Origin of the sequence: Maribrevibacterium harenarium (assembly GCF_006385675.1) — a bacterium.
In the GTDB taxonomy this organism is placed as follows: domain Bacteria; phylum Pseudomonadota; class Gammaproteobacteria; order Pseudomonadales; family Marinomonadaceae; genus Marinomonas; species Marinomonas harenarium.
Genome location: NZ_VFRR01000007.1, coordinates 34294 through 60711, shown reverse-complemented (window position 1 = coordinate 60711; position 26418 = coordinate 34294). Strand labels below are relative to the sequence as shown.

At 51.0% G+C, this 26418-nt stretch carries 33 protein-coding genes and 1 riboswitch; of the genes, 8 read left to right on the top strand and 25 right to left on the bottom strand.

What is annotated here, in order from left to right; translation table 11 throughout:
- Positions 1-5: 5 nt before the first annotated feature.
- From thiM to FJM67_RS05645, 7 genes are all read right to left on the bottom strand, one after another.
- Positions 6-797 (bottom strand): hydroxyethylthiazole kinase, encoded by a 792-nt coding sequence (gene thiM, locus FJM67_RS05675; protein ID WP_140587721.1) that lies wholly within the window; start codon positions 795-797, stop codon positions 6-8.
- Positions 794-1756 (bottom strand): ABC transporter substrate-binding protein, encoded by a 963-nt coding sequence (locus FJM67_RS05670; RefSeq protein ID WP_140587719.1) that lies wholly within the window; start codon positions 1754-1756, stop codon positions 794-796. The genes thiM and FJM67_RS05670 overlap by 4 nt, the downstream gene beginning before the upstream one ends.
- Positions 1757-1769: 13 nt before the next feature.
- A complete protein-coding gene (locus FJM67_RS05665; protein WP_140587717.1) occupies positions 1770-2555 on the bottom strand; it encodes an ABC transporter permease in 786 nt (261 codons plus the stop codon).
- Positions 2548-3294 carry an ABC transporter ATP-binding protein gene (locus FJM67_RS05660; RefSeq protein WP_140587857.1) on the bottom strand — a complete coding sequence of 249 codons (747 nt, stop codon included), beginning with the start codon at positions 3292-3294 and terminating at the stop codon, positions 2548-2550. The genes FJM67_RS05665 and FJM67_RS05660 overlap by 8 nt, the downstream gene beginning before the upstream one ends.
- Positions 3295-3297: 3 nt before the next feature.
- A complete protein-coding gene (gene thiD, locus FJM67_RS05655) occupies positions 3298-4107 on the bottom strand; it encodes a bifunctional hydroxymethylpyrimidine kinase/phosphomethylpyrimidine kinase (protein WP_140587715.1) in 810 nt (269 codons plus the stop codon).
- A gap of 81 nt (positions 4108-4188) precedes the next feature.
- Positions 4189-4287: riboswitch (TPP riboswitch) on the bottom strand.
- 112 nt (positions 4288-4399) lie between these two features.
- A complete protein-coding gene (locus tag FJM67_RS05650) occupies positions 4400-4612 on the bottom strand; it encodes a type II toxin-antitoxin system YafQ family toxin (RefSeq protein ID WP_235889992.1) in 213 nt (70 codons plus the stop codon).
- A gap of 43 nt (positions 4613-4655) precedes the next feature.
- Positions 4656-4940 (bottom strand): type II toxin-antitoxin system RelB/DinJ family antitoxin, encoded by a 285-nt coding sequence (locus FJM67_RS05645; RefSeq protein WP_140587712.1) that lies wholly within the window; start codon positions 4938-4940, stop codon positions 4656-4658.
- A gap of 175 nt (positions 4941-5115) precedes the next feature.
- Here FJM67_RS05645 and FJM67_RS05640 point away from each other — a divergent pair, with 175 nt between their 5' ends.
- The 3 genes from FJM67_RS05640 to FJM67_RS05630 are packed head-to-tail and all read left to right on the top strand — an operon-like array spanning position 5116 to position 5799.
- A complete protein-coding gene (locus FJM67_RS05640) occupies positions 5116-5355 on the top strand; it encodes a type II toxin-antitoxin system Phd/YefM family antitoxin (RefSeq protein WP_456237909.1) in 240 nt (79 codons plus the stop codon).
- Positions 5352-5618, top strand: a complete 267-nt coding sequence (locus FJM67_RS05635) for a Txe/YoeB family addiction module toxin (RefSeq protein ID WP_140587708.1) — start codon at positions 5352-5354, stop codon at positions 5616-5618. The genes FJM67_RS05640 and FJM67_RS05635 overlap by 4 nt, the downstream gene beginning before the upstream one ends.
- Entirely contained in the window at positions 5608-5799 is a 192-nt protein-coding gene (locus FJM67_RS05630) for a hypothetical protein (RefSeq protein WP_140587706.1), read from the top strand. The genes FJM67_RS05635 and FJM67_RS05630 overlap by 11 nt, the downstream gene beginning before the upstream one ends.
- Before the next feature lie 14 nt (positions 5800-5813).
- Here FJM67_RS05630 and FJM67_RS05625 read toward each other — a convergent pair whose 3' ends face one another.
- From FJM67_RS05625 to FJM67_RS05605, 5 genes are all read right to left on the bottom strand, one after another.
- The gene (locus FJM67_RS05625; RefSeq protein WP_140587704.1) at positions 5814-6362 is read right to left on the bottom strand and encodes an NlpC/P60 family protein; all 549 of its coding nucleotides are present in this window, start codon (positions 6360-6362) and stop codon (positions 5814-5816) included.
- Between the two features lie 54 nt (positions 6363-6416).
- Positions 6417-6695 (bottom strand): helix-turn-helix domain-containing protein, encoded by a 279-nt coding sequence (locus FJM67_RS05620; protein ID WP_140587703.1) that lies wholly within the window; start codon positions 6693-6695, stop codon positions 6417-6419.
- An 83-nt stretch (positions 6696-6778) separates the two neighbouring features.
- Positions 6779-8344 (bottom strand): cryptochrome/photolyase family protein, encoded by a 1566-nt coding sequence (locus FJM67_RS05615; RefSeq protein ID WP_140587701.1) that lies wholly within the window; start codon positions 8342-8344, stop codon positions 6779-6781.
- A complete protein-coding gene (locus tag FJM67_RS05610) occupies positions 8341-9882 on the bottom strand; it encodes an FAD-binding domain-containing protein (RefSeq protein ID WP_235889991.1) in 1542 nt (513 codons plus the stop codon). The genes FJM67_RS05615 and FJM67_RS05610 overlap by 4 nt, the downstream gene beginning before the upstream one ends.
- Positions 9864-11177, bottom strand: a complete 1314-nt coding sequence (locus tag FJM67_RS05605; RefSeq protein ID WP_140587699.1) for a DASH family cryptochrome — start codon at positions 11175-11177, stop codon at positions 9864-9866. Before FJM67_RS05605 ends, FJM67_RS05610 begins: the two co-directional genes overlap by 19 nt.
- 148 nt (positions 11178-11325) lie before the next feature.
- Here FJM67_RS05605 and FJM67_RS05600 point away from each other — a divergent pair, with 148 nt between their 5' ends.
- Genes FJM67_RS05600 through FJM67_RS05585 form a run of 4 tightly spaced genes read left to right on the top strand, consistent with a single transcriptional unit; the run spans position 11326 to position 13610 of the window.
- A complete protein-coding gene (locus FJM67_RS05600; RefSeq protein WP_140587697.1) occupies positions 11326-12003 on the top strand; it encodes a MotA/TolQ/ExbB proton channel family protein in 678 nt (225 codons plus the stop codon).
- A complete protein-coding gene (locus FJM67_RS05595) occupies positions 11993-12427 on the top strand; it encodes an ExbD/TolR family protein (protein WP_140587696.1) in 435 nt (144 codons plus the stop codon). Before FJM67_RS05600 ends, FJM67_RS05595 begins: the two co-directional genes overlap by 11 nt.
- Complete coding sequence (locus FJM67_RS05590; protein WP_140587695.1) at positions 12424-12852, top strand: ExbD/TolR family protein; 429 nt, start codon at positions 12424-12426, stop codon at positions 12850-12852. Before FJM67_RS05595 ends, FJM67_RS05590 begins: the two co-directional genes overlap by 4 nt.
- A gap of 2 nt (positions 12853-12854) precedes the next feature.
- The gene (locus FJM67_RS05585; protein ID WP_140587694.1) at positions 12855-13610 is read left to right on the top strand and encodes an energy transducer TonB; all 756 of its coding nucleotides are present in this window, start codon (positions 12855-12857) and stop codon (positions 13608-13610) included.
- A 22-nt stretch (positions 13611-13632) separates the two neighbouring features.
- On the opposite strand, the gene FJM67_RS05580 is transcribed toward FJM67_RS05585, so the two are convergent.
- The 11 genes from FJM67_RS05580 to FJM67_RS05530 form a co-directional block, all read right to left on the bottom strand.
- Complete coding sequence (locus FJM67_RS05580) at positions 13633-14316, bottom strand: Fe2+-dependent dioxygenase (protein WP_140587693.1); 684 nt, start codon at positions 14314-14316, stop codon at positions 13633-13635.
- 175 nt (positions 14317-14491) lie between these two features.
- Positions 14492-16696: a TonB-dependent receptor gene (locus tag FJM67_RS05575; RefSeq protein ID WP_140587692.1), complete on the bottom strand. Its 2205-nt coding sequence runs from the start codon at positions 16694-16696 to the stop codon at positions 14492-14494.
- 227 nt (positions 16697-16923) lie between these two features.
- The gene (locus tag FJM67_RS05570) at positions 16924-17670 is read right to left on the bottom strand and encodes a hypothetical protein (RefSeq protein ID WP_140587691.1); all 747 of its coding nucleotides are present in this window, start codon (positions 17668-17670) and stop codon (positions 16924-16926) included.
- Entirely contained in the window at positions 17661-18557 is an 897-nt protein-coding gene (locus tag FJM67_RS05565) for a metal ABC transporter permease (protein ID WP_140587690.1), read from the bottom strand. Before FJM67_RS05565 ends, FJM67_RS05570 begins: the two co-directional genes overlap by 10 nt.
- Complete coding sequence (locus tag FJM67_RS05560; RefSeq protein ID WP_140587689.1) at positions 18547-19248, bottom strand: metal ABC transporter ATP-binding protein; 702 nt, start codon at positions 19246-19248, stop codon at positions 18547-18549. The genes FJM67_RS05565 and FJM67_RS05560 overlap by 11 nt, the downstream gene beginning before the upstream one ends.
- Complete coding sequence (locus tag FJM67_RS05555; RefSeq protein ID WP_140587688.1) at positions 19245-20096, bottom strand: metal ABC transporter solute-binding protein, Zn/Mn family; 852 nt, start codon at positions 20094-20096, stop codon at positions 19245-19247. The genes FJM67_RS05560 and FJM67_RS05555 overlap by 4 nt, the downstream gene beginning before the upstream one ends.
- An 8-nt stretch (positions 20097-20104) precedes the next feature.
- The gene (locus FJM67_RS05550; protein ID WP_140587687.1) at positions 20105-20587 is read right to left on the bottom strand and encodes a hypothetical protein; all 483 of its coding nucleotides are present in this window, start codon (positions 20585-20587) and stop codon (positions 20105-20107) included.
- A complete protein-coding gene (locus FJM67_RS05545; RefSeq protein WP_140587686.1) occupies positions 20529-20837 on the bottom strand; it encodes a transthyretin-like family protein in 309 nt (102 codons plus the stop codon). Before FJM67_RS05545 ends, FJM67_RS05550 begins: the two co-directional genes overlap by 59 nt.
- The gene (locus FJM67_RS05540; protein WP_140587685.1) at positions 20834-21643 is read right to left on the bottom strand and encodes a DUF4198 domain-containing protein; all 810 of its coding nucleotides are present in this window, start codon (positions 21641-21643) and stop codon (positions 20834-20836) included. The genes FJM67_RS05545 and FJM67_RS05540 overlap by 4 nt, the downstream gene beginning before the upstream one ends.
- A gap of 22 nt (positions 21644-21665) precedes the next feature.
- Positions 21666-22142: a DUF2271 domain-containing protein gene (locus FJM67_RS05535; protein WP_181161436.1), complete on the bottom strand. Its 477-nt coding sequence runs from the start codon at positions 22140-22142 to the stop codon at positions 21666-21668.
- A gap of 11 nt (positions 22143-22153) precedes the next feature.
- The gene (locus FJM67_RS05530) at positions 22154-22753 is read right to left on the bottom strand and encodes a PepSY-associated TM helix domain-containing protein (RefSeq protein ID WP_140587683.1); all 600 of its coding nucleotides are present in this window, start codon (positions 22751-22753) and stop codon (positions 22154-22156) included.
- Between the two features lie 111 nt (positions 22754-22864).
- On the opposite strand from FJM67_RS05530, the gene FJM67_RS05525 reads away from it, so the two are divergent.
- Positions 22865-24358, top strand: a complete 1494-nt coding sequence (locus FJM67_RS05525) for a flavodoxin domain-containing protein (protein ID WP_140587682.1) — start codon at positions 22865-22867, stop codon at positions 24356-24358.
- Between the two features lie 17 nt (positions 24359-24375).
- Here the strand turns inward: FJM67_RS05525 and mltA are convergent, their stop codons facing one another.
- Both mltA and FJM67_RS05515 read right to left on the bottom strand, forming a co-directional pair.
- Positions 24376-25485, bottom strand: coding sequence for a murein transglycosylase A (mltA, locus tag FJM67_RS05520; RefSeq protein WP_140587681.1), 1110 nt, complete (start codon positions 25483-25485; stop codon positions 24376-24378).
- A gap of 81 nt (positions 25486-25566) precedes the next feature.
- On the bottom strand, positions 25567-26145 hold the full coding sequence (locus FJM67_RS05515; RefSeq protein WP_140587680.1) for a DNA-J related domain-containing protein: 579 nt from the start codon (positions 26143-26145) through the stop codon (positions 25567-25569).
- Positions 26146-26418 lie beyond the last annotated feature (273 nt).

Sequence of the window (26418 nt, the reverse complement as noted above, 5' to 3'; positions counted from 1 at the left end):
TATGCTTACAACGTGGTCAGTTTAAGTCGTGAGGTGAGGGTCGCTTCATCCAGTTGATACAAGGCATCAAGCAACGCGACCTGAAGGCTTCCGGGCCCCGTTACGTTTTCTGCCGCCAGCTCACCGGCAACGCCCATGATCGCAGCGGCAGCAGCACCGCTGGTTTCGCCGATAGCGGCAAACGCACCCGTAATGGCGCTTAAGGAGCATCCTGTACCAGTTACTTGGGTCATCATTGGGTGACCGTTGTGCAAAGCATAGGTTGCGTCGATACCGACTACGTAGTCAGTGGCACCGGAAATGACCACTTGGGCCTGATATTGTTCCACCAGTTGTTTCGCGGCGGTTAAGGCTGCATCGCTGGTGTCTAGCGCATCCACCCCTTTACTTTGGGAAGCGGCACCCGCCAAAGCAATAATTTCAGATGCATTGCCACGCACGATCAAACGCTCGGCTAAGGATGCAAAGCGGCGCGCGGTGTCAGTACGCAGCGTCGTTGCACCGCAACCAACCGGATCGAGCACGACGACCTTGCCAGCTCGATTCGCACATTCGATGGCCCACGCCATACGCTCGATCCAGACCTCATCTAAGGTACCGATATTGATAACCAGCGCACCGGCAAAGCTCATCATCTCCTGCATCTCGGCCCGGGAGTGAGCCATAATGGGGGAAGCACCGACTGCCAGTAAGGCATTAGCGGAGTTGTTCATTACCACATAGTTGGTCAGATTCACCACCAGTGGTTTTTGCTCCCGTAGGGTTTGGAGGGCACTACAGATGGTTGCTAGGTTCATGGGGTCTCCTGATTCAGGTTGGGGACGTAATCTACCGCTTTAGGCAGAGTGTCGATAATGCCGTGGTGAAACATAAACTCGGCGTATTGATCATAACGGGCCAGATCAATCGCCGCCGGACGCAAAGCGAAGCGCGTCAGCGTATCCTGCCAGGCGAGGGCATTGAGTTCGTTGTCGAGAGTGTCTGGGGAGTAGGCAATGAACTCCTCCCAAGCAGCGTCTGGGTGATTAATGATGTAAGTCGTGGCTTGTTCTAAGGCGCTATTGAAGGCTTGCAAGGCAGCGCGGTCGTGATTGTCCCGGTGGGCCACAAACACCAATTCATCGTAAGCCGGCACACCGTGTTCCTCTGGGAAAAAGGCGGTGGCTTCGTAGTTCTCTAGCTTCAATTGGTTGGTTTCGAAATTGCGCAAGCCGCCCCAAATAGCGTCCACCTTGCCAGAGGCTAACGACGCCGATAATGACCAGCCCACATTGATAATTTCTACGTCTTCCCAAGCCACACCATGATGCCTAAGCATGGTGCCGACGGTGGCTTCTTCCGTGCCCGCTACTGCGATACCGATTTTCTTACCTTGCAAATCCGCCGGCGAGGTGATCTTGCTCTCATCCATCACCATCAAGGTATTGAGTGGTGTTGCAATCAATGTCGCTGAGCGGATTAGTGGTAAACCTGCGGCCACATCGATGGTTAAGTTTGGCTGATAGGAGATCGCTAAATCTATTTTGCCTGCCGCTACCAATTTGGGAGGCATGGTGGGGTCAGCGGGCTCCTGAATCGTCACTTCGAGGCCTTGTTCAGCGAAATAGCCCTTTTCTTGGGCAATGATGATGGGGCCGTGGTTGGGGTTCACAAACCAATCCAACATCAGGCTGAGTTCCTGTTCGGCGGCAAACAGAGCCGAGCTAGCCGAGAGTCCGATAAGTGCGGTTGCACCGATGCGGTAACGTATCGTCATAGGGTCGATATCCTTATTGAGAGTGCCATGGTAGGCAACGTTTTAATAACCAATCCACGCTGAAATACAGCGCGACCGAAAACAGAGACAGAATGAACAGGGCGGCGAACATGTCAGCGATCATCATGCGGGCATTGGCTTGTAGCATCAGATAGCCCAGCCCTGCACTAGAACCAACCCACTCACCGACGACCGCCCCAATGGGGGCAATCACCACTGCGACGCGCAGGCCAGAACCTAATGCCGGTAGGGCCGCCGGGAGTTGAATATGCCAAAGGGTACGCCAACGACTTGCATTTAAGGTTCGAGCGAGGTCGAGATAGCCTTGGGGAGTACTGCGCAAGCCATCGAAGCAGCAAGTGGTGACAGGAAAGAAAATAATAATGGCGGCCATGGCTACTTTTGAGGCAATCCCATAATCCAGCCATAGCATCAGAATCGGCGCGATGGCGAACACGGGAATGGCTTGGCTTGCTATCAGGATGGGCAACAGCCAGCGTTTAACTGGCCGGAACAACAGCATCAACAGAGCGAAGAACAGCCCTGCTGCCACACCGAATACTAAGCCAAGCAAGACTTCTTGCGCCGTGACCCAAGCGTGTTTTGCCAGCACGTGCCAGCGCTGGATTAGCACATCTAACACCGCTAGGGGTGGAGGCAGAATAAATGTCGGCAGTGCCCAAATCTCGATCACCGCTTGCCATACAGCCAACAATATTAATAGGGTGACCAAGATACGTACTAGCGCTTTCGCCCGCAGGGGGCGCGTCTGGGAAGCGCGGGTAAGTAGCTCAAGCATGGTCACCTCCTAATCGTTCAAGGATATGACGTTGGGCTTGTGCGCTGGCGGCATTTATCTCTCTTGGTGGTGTGCCCGTTAGATCCAGTAACGGGCGCGCCGTAGCTGGCCGACCTTCCATAATAAAAATATGATGTCCTAAGCGCACCGCTTCTTGGGGATCATGGGTCACCAGCAAGACCGTTTTTCCCTGCAGTAAAGCAAATGCTAACCCTTGTAGTTTGTGACGTGTCACCGCGTCTAGGGCAGAAAACGGCTCATCCATTAAGACAACGGGGCGGTCTTGCATCAAAGTACGCGCCAGCGCCACCCGTTGTCGCATGCCGCCAGACAAGGCATGAGGACAACTAGTAGCTTTGTCAGCAAGTCCAACTTGTTCAAGCAGATGCATGGCTTGCTCTCGGATAGCTTGATGCAAAGGTTGTCCCTGTAGACGTTGGGTGAGGCAAACATTGTCCAGCACGGATAGCCAAGGCAGCAGCAGATCCTGTTGCGCCATATAGGCAATATTGCCCGCTAAGCGGTGAGTCGGATGCGTGCGTAGCGCTCCTTGCCACTCGGCGTTGTCGAGTAACCCCGCCAGATGCCGCAAAATCGACGTTTTACCACAGCCGCTCCGCCCGAGCAGACAGGTCCATTGCCCCGCCGCCAATGGCAAATCCAAGTCGGCTAACACGGGAGCTGCGGGCGGGTAGCGCAGTTGATCAACCCGAATATGGATACCGAAGCCAGAAACCATCACTTACCCTTTTTGTTGGTAAAAGTGATGGACAGGGCCGTGACCTTTGCCAATGTGGAGTTGATCCGCCGCGACGAGGGCTCCGGTAAGGTACTGTTTTGCCAGCGTAATTGCTGTCTCTAGGTCGTTTCCTTGCCCAAGATAAGAGGCAATCGCTGCCGACAAGGTGCAGCCGGTGCCGTGGGTATTGTGGGTATTGATCCGCGGCGCCAAAAAGGTTTGCACCCCGCTGGCGCGAACTAGCCAATCCGTACTGTCTGCTTGGTCCTGTAAATGCCCACCTTTTAGCAATACTGCTGGAGTGGCTAGCTGTTGCAGTTCTGGGATCAGCGCTTCAATTTCCTGATAGGAATGGGGAGTGGTGCAATCTAACAGCGTGGCGGCTTCCGGCAAGTTTGGCGTGATCACGGTCGCGAGGGGCAGCAGTGCCTCTTTTAATGTGGCAATGGCTTCTTGCTGTAACAGCAAATCCCCACTGGTGGCGACCATGACCGGATCGAGTACGACGTGGCGCGGTGCATAGTGGCGCAGTTTCTCGGCGACCACCTGAATAATGGCACTGTCCGCCAGCATCCCAATCTTTACTGCTTGAATGTCCAGATCGAAAAAAACCGCATCCAACTGAGCCTCAATATGGGCGATGGGAATAGGGTGAACGTCCGTAACGCCGAGCGTGTTTTGCGCGGTGGTGGCGGTGATTACCGTACAAGCGTACCCACCGGTGGCAGAAATGGCTTTGATATCCGCTTGAATACCCGCACCGCCGCCGCTATCGGAACCGGCAATGCTTAAAATGATAGGTGTAGTTGGCATAATGTTTCCCCAAGACATAGGGAAACAGGGAGACACACCAAGAGCAGGGACGTAACTCGCCAATGTGGACAGAGTTCGCGCCTAGCGTGCTCCATAGTTCCCTACGTCAGTGTTAACTGCATCAGGTTCAACGGGTCTCGCTTGCGCGATCTCAGCATCACTGCCCCCCGACTATGTGGCGAAGATGGTATCATAAGGCTTATAGGAGTGGTAGGGCGTAGATTATCTCCTGCCGTTGGATATGGAGTAGGCAATAAAATCCATTTGGACACGGTGCTATTTCCTACAAAGTTCAAAAAATCTCACTGTGGCTGCCGATTCGGGCTAGCTGCAGTGATTCCTTATGGATGCGATAAATTAAGACCAAGTCTGGCTTAATATGGCAGTCCCTAAAGCCCAACCAATTTCCAGTTAGCGCATGATCAATATTGTGTGGCGCTAAGGCATCCCCTCTTTGTAATTGAGAGATGACATTCCCAACTTCTAGGATATCGGGGATAGCCATCTTGTCTACTTTCTTAAAATCTTTTTTGAATCGGGTTGAGTATTCAAGATGATACATTGTCCGTTTTGCCATCCGTAAGCTCATGTAGCAAAGCGCTGACTGACTCGGCTTTACTGCCATTTCCATCGACTAATTCTTGTATCGCTGCTGCCGTCGTTTTATTCGGTTTCACAACCTTTACTTCAAACGGCAATCCTCCGTGATTAATCACCGCTTTTGCAAATAACTTGATGGCTTGTGAAGGGCTTAAACCGACTTGATCACAGACACTGGTAAACGCCGCTTTTGTATCAGCATCAATACGAGCACTGAGCATTTCTGATCTCATATGACCACCTTTGTACAACATTGTATTACAAAAGTGTATGTTCTGATCGCAAAATAAGCAATAGTTGAATGAATGATGTAGAGCGCACAATTTGGAAGTACTAAAACGTGCGTATTGACGTACGTTATTAGTGGCGTAAAATTTGGTGGAAAATTGATCAAAGAGGTGCGTCATTATGGGGATTACCGCAACAGAGGCCCGCAGCAACCTTTATCGCCTCATTGACGAGGCGGCAGAAACTCATCATCCCATTTCTATTTTGGGGAAAAGGAACAACGCTGTATTGGTGTCCGAGGAAGATTGGGCGGCCATTCAAGAAACGCTATATCTACTCTCTGTGCCGGGCATGCGGGAGTCTATTCGCGAGGGGATGGATACCCCAATCGAAGAATGTGAAGAGGAGTTGGACTGGTGACATGGAAGTTGGTTTATACCAAGCAAGCTCAGAAAGACGCCAAAAAACTGGCATCTAGCGGGCTCAAAGCCAAAGCTCAGAAATTGCTAGATTTGCTAGCAGAAGACCCCTACCGCAAGCCCCCGCCTTTTGAAAACCTTGTTGGCGACCTAACGGGAGCCTGCTCACGCCGAATCAATATTCAGCACCGCATCGTCTATCAGGTGCTAGATACTGAGCAGGTCGTAAAAGTTCTCCGACTTTGGAGTCATTATGAAGATTGATAAACCTAGTGATATGAAATTCGATGAGTGTCGTTCTAATAAGGAAGTGAATACAGTGCAACATGTAAGAGCCAACGGCGAACAACAGATGCCCTTGGCGCTACTAAAGTTGATTTACTTATCGGAGCACAGCTTGAGCCAAAATGGGGAAATTACGCTGGATGAGGCGTTTGATGTCTGATGGCTGATCCACGCCTAACGCTTTTCCACTCTCATTGGCTTAGCGAAGGTTGGTTTTTTACTGTAGAAGTTTTCAACTGGGCGAAATGAGACGGCATTGGCAACGGAGTAGGCATCCCATACCCAAACACGACTTTGGTCATCAATATGAGAAAAGATGCTCATGTGTTCCTTGACCCCATTCTTGTCGGTATCAAAGAAAATCCAGTCGCCACGCTCTAGCTCTGTAATCGTAAAAACATGCACCGAGTTATATTCGTACATGGTTTGTGCCGTAACGTCCTCAACCAAGCGGTCTTGCCACTTCCAGCCGAGTAATTTGGCTTTGTTGTACGCCCAGACTAATAAGCCAGAACAATCAAAGCCTTCGGATTCAGACTGACCTCCCCAGAGGTAAGGTTTACCAATCACTGTTTCGACTTGGGCAATAACGGCTGACTTTTCTGCGTCGGTGAGTTCAGTCGTCGTAAAGCCGTCGAATGACATTCCTTGAGGCTCATCTGAGTCGCTGCCACAGCCGGTAAGGGAAAAGATAATGAAACCCCCAAGAATCCATTTAGGCATTGTGTTAGTCCTAATCAAGTTTGAAATTTCTCTCTTAACCGGTTGATTCTGAGGTCAATTCACTTTGTGTGAAGAAAGCGTTAACTCAAACCCACAGGCATGTGCGTACTTTAAAAGGGTTGACCAGCTTGGGTTGGCGTTTCCCTTTTCTAAGCGACTGATGTTGCTTTTCTGAGTCTGCATGCGCTCGGCGACTTGCTCTTGTGTCAATCCGGCTTGCGTTCTCATCATCAATAGTTGATCTATGAGGCGAAACTCGCCTGCCAGCTTATCGTATTCCTGTTGAACGGCTGGATCTTGTAAAGCACGTTGTTTCAGATTTTTCAGACTCATATTAGCACCTCTAGTTATCATAAAAGATAACTTTCAAGGCATCTTTTGTCCATTATTAGGAAAACGATGTAATCGTCTCTAACTTACAACTCCCCCAAATTCTCTAAACACCACTCTGCTCGCTCCAGCACCAGCCGTTTTTGTTCTTCGTTTTGTTTGTCCCAGTTTCCGTAGATCATGCCGATGCGGGGGTTGCGGGCGAGGCGATCCCGGTGTTTGACCATAAAGTGCCAGTAGAGGCTGTTGAGTGGGCAGGCGCGGGGGCCGGTTTTTTCTTTGACTTGGTAATGGCAGCCGGTGCAGTAGTCGCTCATTTTTTGCATGTAGCCGCCGCTTGCTGCGTAGGGTTTGGAGGCGATCCAGCCGCCGTCGGCGAATTGGCTCATGCCGCGGGTATTGGGCAGTTCCACCCATTCTAGGGCGTCCACGTAGATGCCGAGATACCAAGCGTCCACTTGTTGCGGTTCGATTTCGGTCAGCAAGCAGAAATTGCCGGTGACCATTAGGCGTTGAATATGGTGGGCGTAGGCGGTGTCGAGAGACTGGCCGATGGCGTGGCGCAGGCAGTTCATCTTGGTTGCACCGGTCCAAAAATAGTCCGGTAAATCCCGCTGTGCGTCGAGAGCGTTTTGTGCCAGATAATCCGGCATATTGACCCAGTACATACCGCGCACGTATTCCCGCCAACCAAGAATCTGACGCACAAAGCCTTCCACTTGGGCGATGTCGATGTTGGGGTTGTCCCGATAGGAATTGACCGCGGCTTGAATCACCTGCATGGGGTGGAGGATTTTGGCATTTAGGGCAAAGGATAACCGGGAGTGGTATAAGCTCCATTTATGCTCTGACTTAGCGGTCATGGCATCCTGAAAGGTGCCAAAGAGTGGAAGTAACTGTTCACAAAAATACGTTAGTAAGTCTTTACTTTGCTTGCGTGTCACTGGCCAAAGCAGGTCTTCTTCCGCTTTGCCAAGGCTTTTGACCTTGTGACGTTTAAGCCTTGCAAGGATATGGCTCACATCATTCGCAAAGCACAGTGGCGCCGGTATCGCGGCTAAATCCGCTGGTTTGAGCTTGTTGCGGTTGGCGGCATCGTAGTTCCATTTTCCCCCTTCTGGCTCATTGTCGGCATTCATCAAAACCTGAAAGCGCTGGCGCATTTTGCGGTAAAAGTGCTCCATGCGTACAGCGGTTTTCGGTTTGAAATAGCGAGGAATGTCGTCGAACGGGAGTAGAAAATGCTCGGATTCAACCATGAATACTGGAACTGCACTCTGTACAGAAAAGTCGGCTATTTGCTGGGCCAGACGATATTCATCGGGGCGCTGGTACTCGATCCGATCAACGTCATATTGCTGCGCCAGTCGGGTTAACAATGCAGGTAGGTCGACATCTTGCTGTGTGTCGTCCAAGGTGAGGTGCAGCACTTGAAAACCCGCTTGGCGAAGTGCTATGGCAAAGTGTTCCATGGCAGCGAAGAAGGCGCACAGCTTTTGAATATGGTGCACCACATAGCCGGTTTCTTGGTGCAGTTCTGCGATCAGGTACAATACGCCGGAATCTTTTTGTTGGAACCAAGAGTGTCGAGCATTGAGCTGGTCACCGAGGATAAGGCGCAGAGTGTGGTAGCGAGGCAAATCGTCTGTCATGGGGATTCAGATTCCTTACGTTTGGCGGCACGACGGGCTTTTTCTCGGGCGTTAGGTGGGCGCACATGGGTGGCGAGGATGCGGTATTTTTCCTGCTGCACTTGCTCGTTTTTACGAAAGCCCCAGAGCCGATCCCGGGCTTCTTTTGCGGCCAGTTTCAAATCCACAATGGGTCTTGGGTAGTCTTTCCCGAGTTCACACTGATACAGACCTTCCTCCATGGGGGACATATCCCACGGGGTATGGATTAACGGAGCTGGCACTTCTTTTAGCTCTGGCACCCAGCGGCGAATAAAAGTGCCTTCCGGGTCTTGGTCTTCTGCTTGTTTCACCGGGTTGTAAATACGAATGGTGTTGGCACCGGTGATGCCGGCTTGCATTTGAAATTGGGGGTAGTGGATGCCCGGTTCAAAGTCGAGAAACAAACGCGCCAGATGATGCACCCCAAGACGCCAATCGATGTTCAAATGATGGGTTAAAAAGCTCACCAGCATGGCGCGCATACGAAAGTTAATATAGCCGGTGTGATACAGGGCACGCATGCAGGCATCAATCATGGGTACGCCGGTTTCCCCTTGCATCCAAGCTAGAAGGTCTGCGTCTACTCTATCATCCTGTCGGTAGGGAAAGGCTTCATAGGCGCGGTTGACGGGGCGAAACTCCATCTCGCACTCGCTTTCAAACTTCTGCATAAAGTGGCAATGCCAATGTAGGCGCGAGCTAAGTGCCACTAGGGTGCGACGCCAGCCGGGCGTCTGCCAACGGCTGAGGAGATCCTGATACACTTCCCGTAGGCTGATATTTCCCCAAGTCAGATAGGGGGAAAGCCGCGTACACGCAGAGCGGCTGGTTAATGGGCTTGAAATGGAGCGGTAATAGTCTTGCCCGCGACCGTCGTAAAAGCTGTGAAGAGTCTGCCAAGCCAAGGTTGGGCCGCCGGTTTGCATGCCTTTTTGTGGCGTTTGCCAGGCCTCGGGGAGATGAAGTTCAGGTTGTCCGATGGACAACCATGGTATTTGATCAAGCGGAATCGGGGTGATAGGAGTACGCATGGTCTTTTGCCAGCGTTTATCCCAATCCTCTCGATGGGAAAGGGCGCGAATGACGGCACCACAGGGAAACTCCCGCCAATCTATCTGGTGATCCGTACACCACGCCGCGACGGCCTTATCCCGAGCGAAGGTGTTGTTCAGGCCAATCTCTTCGGTGCTAGTGATACTATCAAACCGAATATCTTGATAGAGTTTTTCTAACGTTTCTAGTGCCTCTCCCTGTCGGATATGAACCGCCGCCCCTACGCCGGTAAGCTGTCGATTTAAATCCGTTAACGACTGCCACACAAAGCGCCAGTGGCGCTCATCATAGTGGGGGTCATCCAGCAACATAGGCTCAAATAGATACAGCAATAACACTGGCTTGCCAGTGCTTGCTGCATATAGAAGCGGCTCGTGATCCGTTAGACGCAGATCTCGTTTCAGCCAGACGAGAATAGGGCGATCTTGCATTGTGGCGGCGTTGTTTAGGGAGAAATCGGCCAATCGGCCGCATCCACCGAGTCCAGTTGCCGATCAAATACTTCCCCGCGCCATTTGCGGATAAAGCGCTGTTCTGGGTCGTACATTTGGGTTTGCTTTTCCAAATTGAAATGACGCCCACCACGGGGATCAGCCCCCACTCCAGCGATGTACTGCCAGTTGCCCCAGTTGGAGCCCACATCATAGTCGACCAGCTTTTGCTCGAAATAGGCCGCCCCGTAGCGCCAGTCGATACCAAGCTCGTAAATCAGGCAACTGGCCACAAGCTGACGACCGCGATTGCTCATAAAGCCGGTTTCGTTCAACTGTTTCATACAAGCATTGACGATCGGGTAAGGGGTATTGCCTTCGCACCATTTGCGGAAGCGTTCTGGATAGTAACTGCCGAGTTCCCCTTTACCAGTGATACCGGTACGGCGGAACAAAGCAACACCAAAACGGGCGGCATACCAATGGAAATATTCTCGCCAGAGTAATTCGAAATAGATCCAATAGGTCGAGTCATTGGCGCCATGGTCCCGCTCGTAGGCATCTAAGCAGGCCGTGATTTGTCGAGGTGATAGGTTGCCGTGGGCGAGCCATGGGGAAAATTTGGTGGAGTTCTCCCAGCCGTCTAGCGCATTGCGCACCTCTTTGTAATAAGACGGCAAATTCGTCGCAAAATAATCACTCATATGGGTAAGTGCTGCCCGCTCGCCCCCTTCAAAGGGAGGCTGACATTGCTGTGGGTAGGCATCCCAAGGTTTGACCAGTAACGAATGCACTTCTAAGGGGGCGGGCAAGGTTTCGGGAGCTGGCAACGGATGATTGACCGCGAGATCTTCGACTTTACGTCGAAAGGATGAAAACGTCAGCGGCAATTCTGACACATCAAAGGGCAGCTGCTCGCGACGGAACAAAGACAAATCATAGCCCAAACGCAAACGTACATCTGGGTAGGCCTGTTGCAGCTTGTCTAGGGTGCGGCGCTCGTCAATACCGGGGTGAAAGTTTCGGTAGAGATGGGAAATCGGCAAAATATCAAACAGATGGTTCAATGCCACGTAAGCCGACTGCTCGCTCACATAGAGGGTCTGACCCCGTTTACCGAGAGCGACTTCCAGATCCTGCAAGGCATCCATCAGAAAGGCAGTGCGTTGGTTGCCGGGGCCTTGGGTAGCATAGCGGCTCGGGCATTGGCGTTCCGGCTCAAAGCAATAGACACAGATTAGGTAATCCATCTCCGCCGCCGCTTGTGCTAGCAAGGTGTGATCAGACACACGCAAATCCTGCCCAAACCAAAGTAGCCCTGTTTTCATGTTTCATCTCCCCGATTGCAATTGACTTAGTTACGTAACAATCGATGTTTTAGTTTGCTTTTCGTAATTGGAATTAATCTGTCAATTTGTTGTAAACAAAGGTGAGAATGGATATCATTTATTTGAATCTATTCTTGAGGGTTAAACCATGGATACAACACTGTCACAAATTCGAGAGTTCCTAATCATCGGCGGGCCGGTGGTTTGGATTCTGATGGGTTTTTCATTTATTGCTTTGACCATCGTCATCGTGAAGTTATGGCAGTTAACCTTGTTGCGGGCGGAAAGCCGCAAAGTAGTCAATTTGGCTCTAGAGGCTTGGCGGCAACGGGATGCAGAAACGGCCATAAAGATGCTGTCGGACAAGCGTCCGGTAGAAAGTGTAGTGGCGTATACCATGACCTCTTTGAAACAAGCCTCTCGGGATTGCCAGTGTGTGCGTGAAGAAGCTGAGCGTCGGGCGCTGAACATCCTCCACGAGTTACGTTCTTTCCTACGCCCCATGGAAGTGATTGCTTCCTTAGCACCGCTACTTGGCCTGTTGGGTACCGTATTGGGTATGATCACCGCATTCCAACAAATGGAAGGTGCCGGTGCCCAAGTCGACCCATCGGTATTATCGGGGGGGATCTGGCAAGCGTTACTGACCACGGCTGTGGGTATTGCGGTAGCGATCCCAGTGGTAGCGTTACATGCTTGGTTAGAGCGTAAGGTGGAGCGGGTCGCTCACATTATGAACGATGCTGTCACCCAGGTATTTACTTCCCAAGAGGGGGAACGTTTAGCAGCGGTTGCGGCCCGTCGTGAGGTACTCCATGCCGCTTAATCTTGAAGCCAAGCGCAAGAAAACAGCGATCAGTCTGACGCCATTGATTGATGTGGTGTTTATCCTGTTGCTGTTTTTTATGCTGACTTCAAGCTTTGTGGCATGGCGCGTGGTCGATACGCCCTTATCTGCCCCGAGCACAGACCAAGCCACACCCCCCGTTGAGCAGGTCAAGTTCACCTTTGTACTGAAACAAAACGATGGCTTTGTTTGGTTGGATCAGCAGCGAATTGGTCTACAGGATGGCGAGTTCTTCCGCGATCTGATTCAACAAAACAGTGAAGCCCTGTTTATTTTGGATGCCGAAGCTGGGGTAAATCTGCAAAGCCTGCTAACCCTGGCCGATCAGTTGAAACTACAAGGGGCAAAAACCGTGTCCATTGCCAATGCCTTTAAAGAACACGGAGCGGCGCATAATCCATGAATATCGACCAAAAGTTTATCGCCCAGCGGGATGCCCAAACCGATGATGGGGTGATTCCACTGATCAATGTGGTATTCCTGATGTTGATCTTCTTTATGGTGGCGGGTCAAATTCAAAAGTCCGACCCTATCAAGATCACGCCCCCGGAGTCCATCAACGAAACCCGTGCGCAAACGGAGCCCAACGCTCTTATCTTAGTGGGTTTAGATGGTCGCTTTTATCTTGGGGATGAAGCCATCACTTTGACGGATATCGCTCCCCGTTTAAATGCTCTCTTTGAAGCCGCGCCAGATAAGCAAAGCTTTTGGGTTCAAGTCAAAGCCGACGGGGACCTGAGCATCGATCAGCTCAGTCCGGTGTTCACTCAAATTCGTCAATCTGGCCTGACCAAAGTCAGCGTCGCCACCCAACTGAGTCGCAACTAACTATGCAAAAGCGTTATTGGATTATTGCCGGCGGTTTGGCTTTTTCCCTGCATGCTGGGGCATTTTACTTGGCGTTTTACAATGTCAAGGATGGCAGCCAAGCACCGGGGTTACAGGGAATTGAATTTGACCTAGGCATGATGGGAGATATGGGCGCTGCCCAAGAAACGACGATAGCACAAGCGGAGGTGCTTGAACCCGAGACAGAAGTCGAAGAGATTGTTGAGCCAGAGCCAGAGCCAGAGCCAGAGCCAGAGCCAGAGCCAGTCAAACAGGAAAGCGAGATAGTTCAACCTAAGCCTGAGCCTAAACCAGAGCCTAAGCCCGAACCTAAACCGGAGCCAACACCTGTGCCGAAGCCAGTGATAACACCACCGGCACCAAAGGCTCCAGTGCAGCCGCCTTCCCAAGCGCAACAGAAAGCGACGACCGGCGTAGCGCAGGCAGCCACTTCTGGCGGTGCTGAAGGAGCCAAGGCAACTTATTACTCCAAATTAGCGGCCAAGCTAGCACAGCACAAAGAATATCCGCGCCAGTCTCGCCGTCGTCATGAAGAGGGGATTGTCACCGTCGGTTTTAAAGCTCACCCGAGTGGTAAAGCTACGGATATTCGTATCTTAAAGGGCTCCGGCCATAAGCGTTTAGACAAAGCGGCGTTAGATATGGTCGAGCGCGCCCAGCCGTTGCCAGCCTTTTCCCTAGAAATGGGGGCGAACCCCATGGATATCACCCTGCCGGTGGCGTTTCGCTTGGATTAGACCCCCCTTTCTTTTATCTCCTTTAGTTTGTTTGGCTCCATTGACGCAGTAGGTTGTGGTACACGCCGATTAGGTTTTGAATGCGTTCGTCGTCTTCTAGGTCTTGGCGTAGGGCTTGGATGCTTTGATCTAGCTGGTAGAGGGTGCGACGTTGTTCGTTGTCGCGCACCAAGCTTTGTAGCCAAAAGAACGAGCTGATACGGCTGCCACGGGTAACAGGGGTGACTTTGTGTAGGCTGGTCGATGGGTAAAGTACCATGTCCCCGGCCGGTAGTTTCACCGTTTGAGTACCAAAGGTATCTTGGATCACCAGTTCGCCGCCATCGTATTCACTTGGGTCGCTTAGAAATAAGGTCATGGACAAATCGGTACGCACTTTCACTGGCGTGTTGGGGACTTGGCGAATGGCATTGTCAATGTGGTAGCCAAATTCCGCCCCCTCGTTGTAGCAGTTGAACATGGGGGGGAAAATCTTGGCGGGCAGCGCTGCGCCGATAAAGTCTTGCCGTTGACCTAGGGTTTGTAGAATGAGGTCGCCAAGTTGTCGGGCGATAGGGGATTGTTGATCGACTTGTAGATTGGTCTTTTGCTTTTGCGCAGCATTGCCAGAGGTGAGTTTGCCATCGATCCAGTCCGCCTGGGTGAGTGCTTGGCGGATATCTCGTACCTGCTCAGGGGTGAAAATTTGCTTAAGATGTAATAACACGTGGTTCTCCTGGTTATGCCTGACGCTGAATGGATTGCGCCGTCTCTTTCATTTAAATGGTCGCAAATACAAGACAAAAAGCAGCCAACAAGATTAAGTTGTTGGCTGCGAATGCCCACCGAAAAGGGGGTCAATGGGCGTTAGTTTTTGAGTGAAACGAATGCTCTATTAACGGTTAGAAGTCGTATTTCACCGTCGCTTTCACATTACGTGGGTTGCCGGGTTTGAAGTGGCCCCATGCACTGTAATCAGACACATAACGCTCGTCGGTTAGGTTGCTGACGTTGATTTGCGCGCTCAGCTGGTCAGTGAATTGGTAGCCTGCCATGGCGTTAAACAAGGTCACCTCGCCAGTAGTAAAGGCTACGGCACCTTGGCGCCAGTATTCTTCCCCAGAAGTGTATTCTGCACCGGCTCCCAGTGTGAGTTTTTCACCTGCATATGTCACCCAGACGCTAGCAGATTCATCTGGTGCGGCGGTTAAGCCATTGCCTTCACGTTCAGGGTTACTGGTATTTTCCACAACCTTCGCATCTTGGCTGGTGTAGGACGCAGTGATGGCCACTTCCGCGGTAATTTGCCCAGTGACGCTCAATTCTACGCCGGTGTTTTCTTCCTCGCCGGAGGTCGCCAATGCGCCATCAACAGTGTCGTAGACATCCTTCTTGGTTTGGTAAACGGCAAGACCTAGTAACAGCTTTTGGTCAAAAAGCTCCCATTTCGTGCCAATCTCGGCGGTCACGGCTTCGATGGGATCAAGGTTAGCGTACTCTTTCACTTGGTCTGCACTACGACCGGAAAGGGATAGGTTTGCACCGTTAGGCTCCTGTGAATTTGCCAAGGACGCATAGATGCTGCCGTTTTGTGTGGGCTTGAAATTCACCGCGGTGTGCCAGCTCAATAGGTCGGCTTTGCTGCTGCCTGTGACCATGGTGGCGCTGGTGCCACGGCCAACGGTTTGATCCGCTTCCAGTTTGTATTTTTCGGCGCGAATGCCCGCCGCCAATTGCCATTGATCATTCAGCGTCGCGGTGTTGTTCAAGTAAGCGGCGATCCCCGTTGCGGTGGCATCTTTGGTTAGATCGCCTTTGGTGACGCGGCCACTGTGCTGCAACGACGGGTTAGCGAGACTGGTTTCCAAATCCGCTAAGGTGCTACTAAAGCCCGTTAAGTTTGCTCCGTAGGTTTTTTGATTCTCTTGGTAGATTTCCGTCCCGACCACGAGGTCATGGCGTACTGAGCCGGTTTTTAGTTCGCCAATAAAATCTAACTGGTTCACCATCATGGTGTTTTCAGAAAAGTCGGTTTTAAAAGATGGACCGGTGCTGGTAGAGGAACGGTAGTACTGGACGGTCGAAGCATCTTTTAAGAGCGGGCGACTTTGCACGGACTCGATGGTGGTTTGACCAAAACGGGTTTGGTTACGCAGCGCCCAACTATCGCTTAATCCATGGTTGATGATGGCCGTTAAAGTCGTTGCTTCTAATTGCGAGCGATCGACGTTATCCAAGCCGTAGAAGTTGTCCCAGTAGGCTTCATCGATTGGCTCTCCTGCATCGTTATCAAACGGCATACCGAGTACTGGCGTATTGTCCTGCTGCATATGCATGAGGTTTACGGTTAGGTCGGTGTCATCCCCCAGTAAGGTGAAGTAAGAAGGAGCGACAGCAAGTGTTTGGTAGTTTTCTTCACCGTTGTCCCAGAAGTCACCTCCAGTCTGTCCCATGATGTTCAAACGCACAGCACTTTTTTCATCCAGCACTTTATTGAAATCACCGGATAGGCGCGTGGTATCGCCTTGGTCATAAGACGCTTGCAGGCTGTTTTTATCGCCATTCAGATTGGCGGCCTTCGTCACTAAGTTGACTGACCCACCAGCTGAACCTTTACCAGTTACTGTGCCGTTTGAGCCTTTCGCGACTTCGATTTGCTCGGTGTTAAAGGTGTCACGACTGTAACCAGCCACATCACGAATACCATCAGAATAAATACTGCCATTGGCATCAAAACCGCGAATAGTTATCGCATCTGCGGTTGTCACATTACCTCCGCCACCTTCGCCAGCACCAAAGGTTGATACACCAGAAACGTTGCGTAGCGCATCCTCTAGGGACGTGACGCCTTGGTCTTGCAGAACTTGCTCGTTGACAATGTTGATGGTCTTCGGCGTGTCCACCAGTGGCTGGGTGTATTTCACGCTAGCCGCTTTCTCTACTTTGTAGGACTGCTCTTGCTCGACTTGGTCTACAACATCGATCTGGTCAAGATTGACCGTCTCTGCCTGAGCCTGCGCTACGAATAGGGCCATAGCGGAACTCACGGCAATGGCTACTGGAGTTGGTGTGAAAAAACGCTTTGATGGGAGTGTCTGGGTGTTCATCGTTATACGTCATCCTCGTGAAAAGATTGCTTGTTTTTGTTAAAGGTTGTGTAAAGAAATAGAAAAGCGTGGGAGATATTAAACAGTAACAGTTCTCATTTCAATATGAGAATGGATTTTATTTGGTTGTTTTTGCAAAGATGGAGAAAAACGCAGGACAGAAGATTTGAGCAGTTTAAGAAGCCTACCTAGTGATAGATTGAGGTAGGCTTAGGGGTAGGAAGAGATTAAGGTAATTGGTCGATATTGCTGCGCCAGCGTTGCAAAAATGGTGTCGTCTGGAAGCGGCTAAAGTCGTCAACAGCCCATTGGTTAGCTTGGTCGCTAGGGCGATTAGTAATGACAATAGCGTGAAATAGCTCCGCTTCAGCGGGGGCTAAAGTTGGCAGCATTAGGCTCTGGCTCAGGGGGCTAAGTTCTTCTTGGGTAAGGACGATGCCTTCATATCCACGCTGTAGCAGTTGCTCGTCCAAACTTAATAGCAGTTGGCGCAGTCCATCCGCCGTGTGGCGGTAGTTGTCTTCGATACGCTGTTTTTGTTCCGGCCAAAGGGCGATAAAATCACGTTTTAGGATACCTAGCATCATCAGAGCATTGCTAGGGTTGAGCCAAAAGTAGTCGGCGTTATCTTGGCGGGCAACTTGCTCCCCACCGGGAATGAGCGCGACTGCCATATCGATCGGTACGATGCGTATATTGCTCACCCGCAGAGTCGGATAAAAATCCAATTCAGGGCGCAGGGAGCGCATGGTGACGTAAGCATCGTAACTGTCCACTGGCTCGGTACGGTTTTTATCTAGCCAACTGGCAACACGATTGAGTGGCAGCCTAGTAGGTGGTAGATAGTCTACTTTAATATCCGTATCAGCCAGCAGTGCTTGGCTCATGCTATGGGCAATCGGGCTAACGGTGGCAACTGTTTTGGCAAATACGGGTGTCGCTAAACAGAGACAGAGAAAAACGATCAAGCGCATTGAGTCGTTGCTCCTTTACGTAGAGAAAAGACAGATAGGGAGAAAACGAACCACAAGCAGGCCACCAAAATAATGGCGGGGCCGGTGCCGATGGACCATTTCATATGCATTGGTAAGAGCACGCCAATGAGCGCGCTGCTGGTGGCGATGACCATGGAATATTGCACCATAGAGCGTAAGTCATGGGCCATCAGGCGTGCGCTAGCCGCTGGGATCAGCAACAGTGCTCCGACGAGAATCGCACCGATGATTTTCACGGCGGCGACGGTGACTAAAGCGATCAGTAGCACAAAGGCATAGTCGTGGAGTTTTACTGAAATTCGGCTGGTGTGAGCAATATCTGGACTAAGGGCGTTTAGGTAGGCTTGGTTACTGTAACGCCAAGCCAGCCAGAGCACACCGACAGAGATCACCGACAAAATCACCAGATCCATGCCCGAGGCGGTCAAAATGGAGCCGAATAAAACCTGTTCCACTAGGTGGGCATTGATCTTCTTGGCGACAAACATCAGCAAAGCGGCACCCATCGCTAGGGCAAAGGCCAAAAACACCCCAATAAGGGCATCGTAAGGCACTGTGGTGCGTCCTTTTACCCACTGTAACGCTAAAGCGAACAGCACCGAGAAAGCAAACAGACTTATCCAAGGTTCGGTAACCGGCTCCCCCAGTAGAATGCCAATGGATACCCCAGTCAAGGCGCTGTGCCCCACGGCTTCTGATAAAAATGCCAAGCGTTTGACTACCACCAAAGTGCCAAGCGCCCCCAGTAGCGGGCCAATCATCAGGCAAGCCAAGAAGGCATTGACGACGAAGCCGTAACTAAACATCGTCGGCAGTACCCCTAGCTCGACGCCGCTATTAAAAAAGTGATGGATACTAGCTAGCATGACGTAACCCCATTGGCATAGCTTGCATTTGGCTAAACATCTGGGGTGCTCCGTGTTCTATCAGGCCACCATCAATCCAACTGACGCTATCGCAGTATTGCTGAATAACCTGCCAGTCGTGTTCCACCATCAAAATCGTGCCTCCTTGCTGGCGAAATTCGCTCAGTAACGTGATGATGTGCTCCCTCCCCTTGCGATCTACCCCGGCAATAGGCTCATCTAACAGTAATAGGCTAGGGGTATGTAGCAGTGCAGCGGTGAGTAAGATGCGTTGACGTTCCCCCGTTGACAAGGTGCCGAGACGTTTAGGGAGAAGATTTGCCACGCCGACTTTATCGATGGCTGTCTCGAGTTTTGAGTCAGTTTTATAACGCTGCCAGACAGGGCGTTTTTTACTGTTCATTCGCAGAAAGTCGAGCGCTGTCACGTGTAGTGTGGCGTCGAAAGGCACTAGCTGGGGCATGTAGCCAATCTGCTTGGCGTCATCTGGTTGCCAATGGCGTTCAATCCGACCTTGGTGATTGAGCAACCCAGCTAATGCTTTCAGCAGGGTGCTTTTCCCGCCACCATTGGGGCCGGCGATACCATGCCATTGGCCTGCGGATAAGGATAGCGAGAACGGTGTTAGCAGCGTGTTACCTTTCACGGTCACACTGACATCCTGTAATGCGATAGCGGGACCGAGGCTCATGGTTGTAATGCCTCCGCCAGTTTGCGTAGGTTGTGACTCATTTCTCGCTCTACTTGATCGGCGCTGTATTCCCCATGGGTCATATGACTGAAGTAGTAGATCTTGATGCCCGTTTCCTGTTCGATCAGATCCACATAGTGGTTTTCCATATTCAGCTCGGTAAAGAGCACATCAATATTCTGTTGGCGAATGGTTTGAATGGTATCTTCCAGCTGGCTGGCGGTAGGGGAAACCCCGTGAGCAGGTTCGATAATGGCCGAGACAGTCAGACCAAACTCCTGCAGTAGATAGGCATAGGCTCCGTGGGTACTGGCAATGCGAATATTACTTAGGTCTTGATTGAGCAACGCCTGTTGCACCGGTGTTTTCAACGCTCGCAGCGTGCGCGCATAGTCCATGGCATTGCGTAGGAAGTAAGTTTTGTTTTCGGCATCCAGTTCACCGAGTGCTTTGGCAATGGTGTAGACCTGACGAATGGCCGCATCTATTGATACAAAAGAGTGAGCGTTCACTTTTTCATCATGGCCGATCAAAGGAACATCCTGATTAGCCCAGATAACGGTCAGGTGTTTCGGCTGTAAGCGCTCCACTGTATTGGTGGCAAATAAGTCATGGCCGATGCCATTAACGACCAAGGCATCTAAGCTATTTAAACGCTCGATATCCGCTGGACTGAGCTGGTAATTATGTGGGTTAAAGCCACTGTCTATGAGGGGTAATACGTCGGCCCGATCGCCCACAATATTGGCGACATACGAGTAGTACGGATGCAGTGTGATGCCAACCTGTAGATGCGCCAGCGCCGAATGGCTTGCCAGAATGAGGCATAGGGCAACCAAGTATTTCATAACAACTCCTAATGATTTAGCTCGTGCCAATTAAGGTTGGCGTGACAGTCTGCGATCAGGTCACTTTTGGCCCAATGGGCTTGCCACGCGGTTTCTTTTTCGATGGCGAACAGATAGCCAGCTTGCTCAATGACATAACAGGTTTGGCTGAACTCATGCAGGCTAGCGCCAGGGATTACCGGCAAAGGCAGCAATTCTGCCGAGAGTGGGTAGGTAAGCAGCCCAGCTTCATCGAGCATATTGAGCTCTGCAATAGCATTACTGATTTGGGTGGCACTGTTGCTCAGTTGGTTTGGTAGCTCACTTAGTTTGGTTTGTGCACCGCTATGGTTAAGCCACAGCAACATTCCAGCCACCACAACTACAGCAATACTGATAAAAGCGAAGTAGCGTGTCTCTTGTCGGCCATCATCGGGGATGACTACTTCAATATTAGAGCTCGGCATAGTCAAACTCGGCTGGGGATTCATGACCTGGGTCGAAAATGACATAGAACTCACCCTCTGGCATAGGGATCTGGAACTCGCCATTAGCATCGGTAGTGATGCTATGGAGTACATCATCGTAGTAGCTGCGTACTTCCACCGTTTCATCGTAGGCTGGGGAACCATCGCTAAAGCCTGCAACACAGTGCAGTTTTCCAGTCTCTTGATAGCAGTCTAAGGTGGGGTAATGGGCTAAGGCTTTGCCGGAAAGCAAAGCCAAAGCAGTGACAACTCCAAACGTGGTTGCTTTAATCATTCGTAAATCACCTCAAATGGGTAAAACACAGAGAACATATCCATATCGGCTTCTGGGTCGGTGCTCTGACCATTGAAGCTAACGGTAGCGATATAGCGACCGGCTTCTTCCAAGGTAATACTGGCTTCACCCTTGTCATCGGTAGTGATCACCGTCGGCTCTTCGCTGGCACGATACTGACTGGCTTCCGCTTCAAATTTGATTTCAGCGCCCTTTAGCGGCTTGCCATCCATCACCACTTTCAGGGCGATTTCTTCTCCATTGATGTAATCGGCAGGGTGAGTAATAGGGACTAGCTCTAGACCCTTGCCAGCGGGTTTGAACACGGTGTCAGTTGGTAGCTTATTAGTAATGAAGGCAACTGAGGTACGGGCCATACGGATCGTTTGGACATTCTTGGCGTCGGCTGGCACTTGGGACTGAGCCTGGGTCTTGTTCACACCCCGTAGACGTTTGTTGGTGTCACGAGCACCTATGGTGTAGGAAGTCATATAGCCCGCTTCCCCAGAGCCATATACCACCTTATAGGTTCCTTCTTCGGTAATCGGTAGTTCGAATGACGTACGAGTTAAGCCTTTGATAACGGTGCCGATATCGCGCACGGATTTACCATCTGGGCCATATACGCTGATGGCATCGGCAGAAACGGGTTTCTCGATACGGAATAGGCCATGTGTGGCAGTAGCATCAATGGCTACGGCTTTCGGGTTGTTGACGTTAAAAAACTCAGGGAATACCAGCACGTTATGAGCCAGTGAGACGCCAGAGAACATTAATGAACCAACGATTAGAGCTTGCTTAAACATCGTGATTGTCCTTGTTTAGAGGTTAGCGATTGACGGTGATGGTGACTTGGCCGATTTCATCCGCAGCAGGAATGGTGTAAGTGTTTTGCTTTTGAGTGAGATCTATTTTGGTATCGACTAGGGAGCGACCACCATTTTCCCGCACCACTTCAAGGTAAAGGGTGAAGGTTTGTGCCGCGCCGATGTCTAAGGTTTCTTGGTAGTTGCCCGGGCCACGGGTGGCACCGGTTAGACTGTCTACATGGGCATCATAGCGACCGATTTTGCGCCACCAGCGTTTGATATCGGGTAACCACTTGTCTTCTTTCTTGTTCAAGTGCCAGAGTAGTAGGGGTTTGGCCTCTCTACCTTCCTCAGCCCAAATGGCCACATAAGGGTTGGCGTAGCGTTCTGCCGCCAGTGCGGGAATTTCAAAGGCCACGTCAATAGTGGCGGCATTAGCAAGGGTTGCTGTACCTAAGGCCGCAGCGAAACCTAGTTGTGTAACAAATTTACGCACAAAGCTCTCCTTTAATGCATTAAATAAATGGCCATCGCCATCAGGGCTAATCCCAGTGAGATCCAGCCAGATGCAGGCACTCGCTGGGCTCGATTAATCAGTACCAACCAAAAACCGGACAGACAGAACAGCACCATAAAAATGGCCGAGATATCGGCGAGCAAACGCCATAAGCCGGTGACGTGCTTGCCGCGGTGTAGGTTGTTCAGCATTTCCAACACGGGTAGCTGACGTTGAAATACTTCCACTATCCCTTCAGAGGGGTAAGCTTCTACCGAATAAGCTCCGTGGGGCCCTTCCAGTGTCACTATTACCAATTCCTCTGCAGGCTCCCATTCGATCTCAATATCAACGCCACGTATGCCATGGTTTTTTTCTAGCCATAGCAATAGGGCTAAGGCCGTTTCGGTACTACCTTCACCCCAGTTCTGCTCTAGCAATTCTTGGGGTAATTCGAATTCATGTTGGTGTTGTTCCGTTGTACCAAGAGACCAATCGTTGTGATTGAGCAGCAACCCAGTAACGGCAAACAACAACATCAACGCCAGTACTGGGGCGGCGGTATAAATGTGCAGCCAACGCATCCAGCGAGTGACAGAGTTGAGAGACATAAAAATGAGTCTTAAATAAAATTGATTATCATATGCTAATGATTTTGTTTGCCGATATCAATATAATGCAAATCATTCTCGTTAATATTTGCTAATTTGGAGTTCGTTCCTATGTCAGTAAACAAGTTGCTGTCTGTGTGCATGTCTTTGGCTGGAGCGCTCGTCCTGATGGAGATTGCCCTAACAGTGAGCTTTTCTATTTGGCCGACAGGACTGCCCTTGAGACAGCCGGCGAATGAATTCTTGGCAGAGGGTGTCATGGCCGGTGTTTATACCTCGGTGCGGATGGTGTGGTTTGCCGACAATCTGCTCTTGCTAATAGGCTTCACTAGCTTGGTTTGTCTGGCATTGTGGTTGGTGAAAAAGTGGATGCCTGCTTCTGGTGCCGAGTCGATGCCGAAAAACACCCTCATTGCCTATGCTAGTCAAACCGGAGCGGCCCGTTCTTTGGCACAACGCTTTCATCAGAGTTTGGCACAACATGCGGATTTTCATTGCCTGTCAGAGCTGAATGCCGCCTTGGTACATCGATATGAAAAAGTTATTTTGGTGGTCAGTACCTACGGTGAAGGGGAGGCGCCGGACAGTGCTCGGGCCTTCGAGCGAGATATCATGAATTGGCAACAGACCGCCAATGGTCAGCAGTTGAGTGTATTAGCTCTCGGAGATCGCAGCTATGCCAGCTTTTGTGCCTTTGGACACCGTTTAGCAGCGGCTTTCCAACGCCTTGGTTGGCGCCCCTTGGCAGACACTCCTGTGGTGGAAGTGGATCGTATGCATTTGCCCACGGTAGAGTCGTGGTGGCAGGGTATTAGTCATAGATTGGGGCGATCGGTATCTCCTTTAGAGGATACCTTTGTGCCTTTTACGGTGATGGAAAATCGTTGTTTAAATCCAGACAAAGTTTCTCGTCGGGCCCATCATATCCGCTTGTATCGAGCTGGGGCTGACTATCAAGTTGGGGATGTGATTGCTATTCGCCCACTAACCGATACCGATGGTGTGGGTAATGAAAAACAAGCGCACCACCATGAACGACTGTATTCCATTGCTTCCTGTGAATCTGGGCAGGTGGACTTGCTGGTGCGCGAACACTGGCGTGAGAATGGCACACCGGGCGTGTGCTCCCACTATTTATCCCAGTTAGCGGTCGGTGACTCGGTGATGGCAGAGTTGCGCCGACACGAGCATTTTCACTTAACGGGCGATGTGCCATTGATTCTGATTGGTGCCGGAACGGGTTTAGCTCCGCTGTTGGGTTTCCTGCGCCAGAAGCAACGCTGGCATAGCCAAACGCCCAATTGGTTGCTGTTTGGTGAGCAGCACCAACAGCATGATCATTATTTTGCTGAAGAACTATGGAGCTTACAGGCGGCCGGTGTGCTGACTCAGGTGGAATATGCGTGGTCGAAAGACGAGGGGATGTATGTGCAGGACAAGATGCTATTGCAGCAGGCAGAGCTACAGCGCTGGGTAGTAGAGCTTGGGGCCCATATTTATGTGTGTGGCAGTAAACGAGGATTTGGCGAAAGCGTGTTAGCGGAGCTTGAACAATGGCTGTCCCCGGAACAAATGGCTCAGCGCCTGCACACAGATTTGTATTAGCAGCTCGGCTCTGTCATTTAACGCTGATCCGGCAATAGTAACCAGACACGACCGTAGTGTTTTAACTGGCTGGCGTGGAAATGGGCTTCTTCGCCGATACCCTGATACCAGTCGATATGGCCGGGCCCTTTTATCGCTCCGCCTTTATCTTGGGCTAATAAGAGTCGCCACTCGTGGCCGACTAATTCGCCCTGCCCATTGAGGCGGGGCAGTTCCCCTAATAGTACGCTGCCCAAAGGAATCACGCTGGGATCAACGGCCACCGAGTAACCCGGCGTTAACGCCACATTAGCCGCTCCGACGGGCTGGTTGGGGCCTTCGCTAAAAAACAGATAACTTGGGTTGGTCGACATAATTTCCCGGTGTCGCTGGGGATTTGCTGCGAGCCAATCTTTAATGGCTTGAGCGGACATATCTTCCGGGGCGATCTCCCCCCGTTCAATTAATTCTTTCCCGATGCTGCGATAACCATGGCCATTGACGCCTCCCCAAGAGAGCAGCCGTTGTTGACCATCTTCGTATTCCACCACGCCGGAGCCTTGTACATGTAAAAAGAAGTTGTCGATCAGGCTATTGGTGTAAGCGAGTTCCAAGCCCATGCCATCCAGGGCTCCTTCAAAATCAATTTGCTCCCGAGTGGGCAAGGGCTCACCCGCCGTTTTGGGCGGGCGTTTATAAAGGGGGTACTTATATTCCGCGTCCGCTTGATGGCGTACCGGCAAGATGGGAACGTAATAACCGGTAATTTGCACATTACCCCGTTGGTCTTGCCCCGCTAGCTGATGGGCACGCAGCTTGGGAGAATAAGTTGGGTGTTGTAACCAGGTGGCAACTTCTTTGTTGACCACTTGAAGATCCGCGGTGGTGACTTGCAGTTGTTCGAACACATACTCTGCTGGCGTAATACGCGCTAGATAACGTTGGTTTTGTTCTATGCCGGTGAAAAACTCGGGCTCGGGATAAGGTAGCGCTGGTGGTAATCGTTCTTGCAGATATAAACTATCGCGTTTTTGAGCTTGTTCATCGCGACCGTTATTGGGGAAATCATTGGAAGGATGAATTTCTCGCTGGCTACAGGCACTGAGGGTCAGAGCGGCGAAAATCACAACAAGTGGCAATGTCGGCATATTACTCGTTTCCAATAGAGGAGACACAAAACGCTTTAAGGCAGCTAAGTGCCTTAGAGTAACAGCTGAGCCGGAGGTTCCCTAGTGAATCAAGCACTCGTAGGCTTGGCGCAGGGAAATAAAGGTCTCTTTATCGCCGCCACGGTCGGGGTGGGCATCATGGGCTAACTTGCGATACCGGCGTTTGATCTCGTCTTTGGAAGGGGCTTTATCTTCAATGCCCAATAGGGCTAGCGCTTCCTTACGGGCGTCTGCGTTGACGATGCCTTTGAAAAAGCTGTCTAGCAGCCGTTCAACTTCTTCTTCATCGGTTTTAACGTACTCTTCCCAATCCAAATAATAGGCTGCCAGCTTAGCATCCACACTATCATTGAGTTCGGTACTGTTATGTAACTCCAGATCAGCCCGTTGTACTAGCTGTATATGGGACGCTGAAATTGTCAGCCCGAGCTGTTCTTCCTGCCACAGACTGGCTTGCAACTGGTAGAGCCCATTCATAATCAAAAAGTGTTGCCGGAACAGGGCGAGATTAAAATCCTCAGCCAAACGTTTTAGCTCAGGATGTTGGGTCTTGAGTTGTTTGAGCAGATCAAATTCGGAAATGCCGCCAGGGTACTCACGCAGCAGCGCCAAAATAGCGGGGATCAGCGGGTTTCTCATGGTGCACTCCTTTCCACGAGCCTTGGGCAGGTGTTTTGCAGGTTATTAATTAAACTGTCCGATCAGTCTAGTTTAGGGAGGAACCGAGCGTCAAAGGCGTGGTATACGGATTTATTGATATACGCCCCCTTGTTTACATTTCTTAAAGGAAAGTTACGTCATTTGGTTAAAAAATAAACAGGGTTACAGGGGGGAGGTGTTTGTGCACATTTATCTACAACATATTGCTACCGCTACTGTCTCTGTGGGCTAGGCTTCACAGAATGACTTTGA

Coding starts and splice junctions, on each gene's coding strand:
- mltA (WP_140587681.1), bottom strand. CDS start 25,485: ATGCCGACATTGCCACTTGTTGTGATTTTCGCCGCTCTGACCCTCAGT.
- FJM67_RS05660 (WP_140587857.1), bottom strand. CDS start 3,294: ATGGTTTCTGGCTTCGGTATCCATATTCGGGTTGATCAACTGCGCTAC.
- FJM67_RS05545 (WP_140587686.1), bottom strand. CDS start 20,837: ATGATTAAAGCAACCACGTTTGGAGTTGTCACTGCTTTGGCTTTGCTT.
- thiD (WP_140587715.1), bottom strand. CDS start 4,107: ATGCCAACTACACCTATCATTTTAAGCATTGCCGGTTCCGATAGCGGC.
- FJM67_RS05540 (WP_140587685.1), bottom strand. CDS start 21,643: ATGTTTAAGCAAGCTCTAATCGTTGGTTCATTAATGTTCTCTGGCGTC.
- FJM67_RS05585 (WP_140587694.1), top strand. CDS start 12,855: ATGCAAAAGCGTTATTGGATTATTGCCGGCGGTTTGGCTTTTTCCCTG.
- FJM67_RS05560 (WP_140587689.1), bottom strand. CDS start 19,248: ATGAGCCTCGGTCCCGCTATCGCATTACAGGATGTCAGTGTGACCGTG.
- FJM67_RS05555 (WP_140587688.1), bottom strand. CDS start 20,096: ATGAAATACTTGGTTGCCCTATGCCTCATTCTGGCAAGCCATTCGGCG.
- FJM67_RS05620 (WP_140587703.1), bottom strand. CDS start 6,695: ATGAGTCTGAAAAATCTGAAACAACGTGCTTTACAAGATCCAGCCGTT.
- FJM67_RS05605 (WP_140587699.1), bottom strand. CDS start 11,177: ATGAAAACAGGGCTACTTTGGTTTGGGCAGGATTTGCGTGTGTCTGAT.
- FJM67_RS05515 (WP_140587680.1), bottom strand. CDS start 26,145: ATGAGAAACCCGCTGATCCCCGCTATTTTGGCGCTGCTGCGTGAGTAC.
- thiM (WP_140587721.1), bottom strand. CDS start 797: ATGAACCTAGCAACCATCTGTAGTGCCCTCCAAACCCTACGGGAGCAA.
- FJM67_RS05615 (WP_140587701.1), bottom strand. CDS start 8,344: ATGACAGACGATTTGCCTCGCTACCACACTCTGCGCCTTATCCTCGGT.
- FJM67_RS05590 (WP_140587695.1), top strand. CDS start 12,424: ATGAATATCGACCAAAAGTTTATCGCCCAGCGGGATGCCCAAACCGAT.
- FJM67_RS05530 (WP_140587683.1), bottom strand. CDS start 22,753: ATGTCTCTCAACTCTGTCACTCGCTGGATGCGTTGGCTGCACATTTAT.
- FJM67_RS05670 (WP_140587719.1), bottom strand. CDS start 1,756: ATGACGATACGTTACCGCATCGGTGCAACCGCACTTATCGGACTCTCG.
- FJM67_RS05600 (WP_140587697.1), top strand. CDS start 11,326: ATGGATACAACACTGTCACAAATTCGAGAGTTCCTAATCATCGGCGGG.
- FJM67_RS05630 (WP_140587706.1), top strand. CDS start 5,608: ATGAAGATTGATAAACCTAGTGATATGAAATTCGATGAGTGTCGTTCT.
- FJM67_RS05595 (WP_140587696.1), top strand. CDS start 11,993: ATGCCGCTTAATCTTGAAGCCAAGCGCAAGAAAACAGCGATCAGTCTG.
- FJM67_RS05650 (WP_235889992.1), bottom strand. CDS start 4,612: ATGGCTATCCCCGATATCCTAGAAGTTGGGAATGTCATCTCTCAATTA.
- FJM67_RS05575 (WP_140587692.1), bottom strand. CDS start 16,696: ATGAACACCCAGACACTCCCATCAAAGCGTTTTTTCACACCAACTCCA.
- FJM67_RS05625 (WP_140587704.1), bottom strand. CDS start 6,362: ATGCCTAAATGGATTCTTGGGGGTTTCATTATCTTTTCCCTTACCGGC.
- FJM67_RS05565 (WP_140587690.1), bottom strand. CDS start 18,557: ATGCTAGCTAGTATCCATCACTTTTTTAATAGCGGCGTCGAGCTAGGG.
- FJM67_RS05550 (WP_140587687.1), bottom strand. CDS start 20,587: ATGTCATTTTCGACCCAGGTCATGAATCCCCAGCCGAGTTTGACTATG.
- FJM67_RS05570 (WP_140587691.1), bottom strand. CDS start 17,670: ATGCGCTTGATCGTTTTTCTCTGTCTCTGTTTAGCGACACCCGTATTT.
- FJM67_RS05525 (WP_140587682.1), top strand. CDS start 22,865: ATGTCAGTAAACAAGTTGCTGTCTGTGTGCATGTCTTTGGCTGGAGCG.
- FJM67_RS05665 (WP_140587717.1), bottom strand. CDS start 2,555: ATGCTTGAGCTACTTACCCGCGCTTCCCAGACGCGCCCCCTGCGGGCG.
- FJM67_RS05640 (WP_456237909.1), top strand. CDS start 5,116: ATGGGGATTACCGCAACAGAGGCCCGCAGCAACCTTTATCGCCTCATT.
- FJM67_RS05645 (WP_140587712.1), bottom strand. CDS start 4,940: ATGAGATCAGAAATGCTCAGTGCTCGTATTGATGCTGATACAAAAGCG.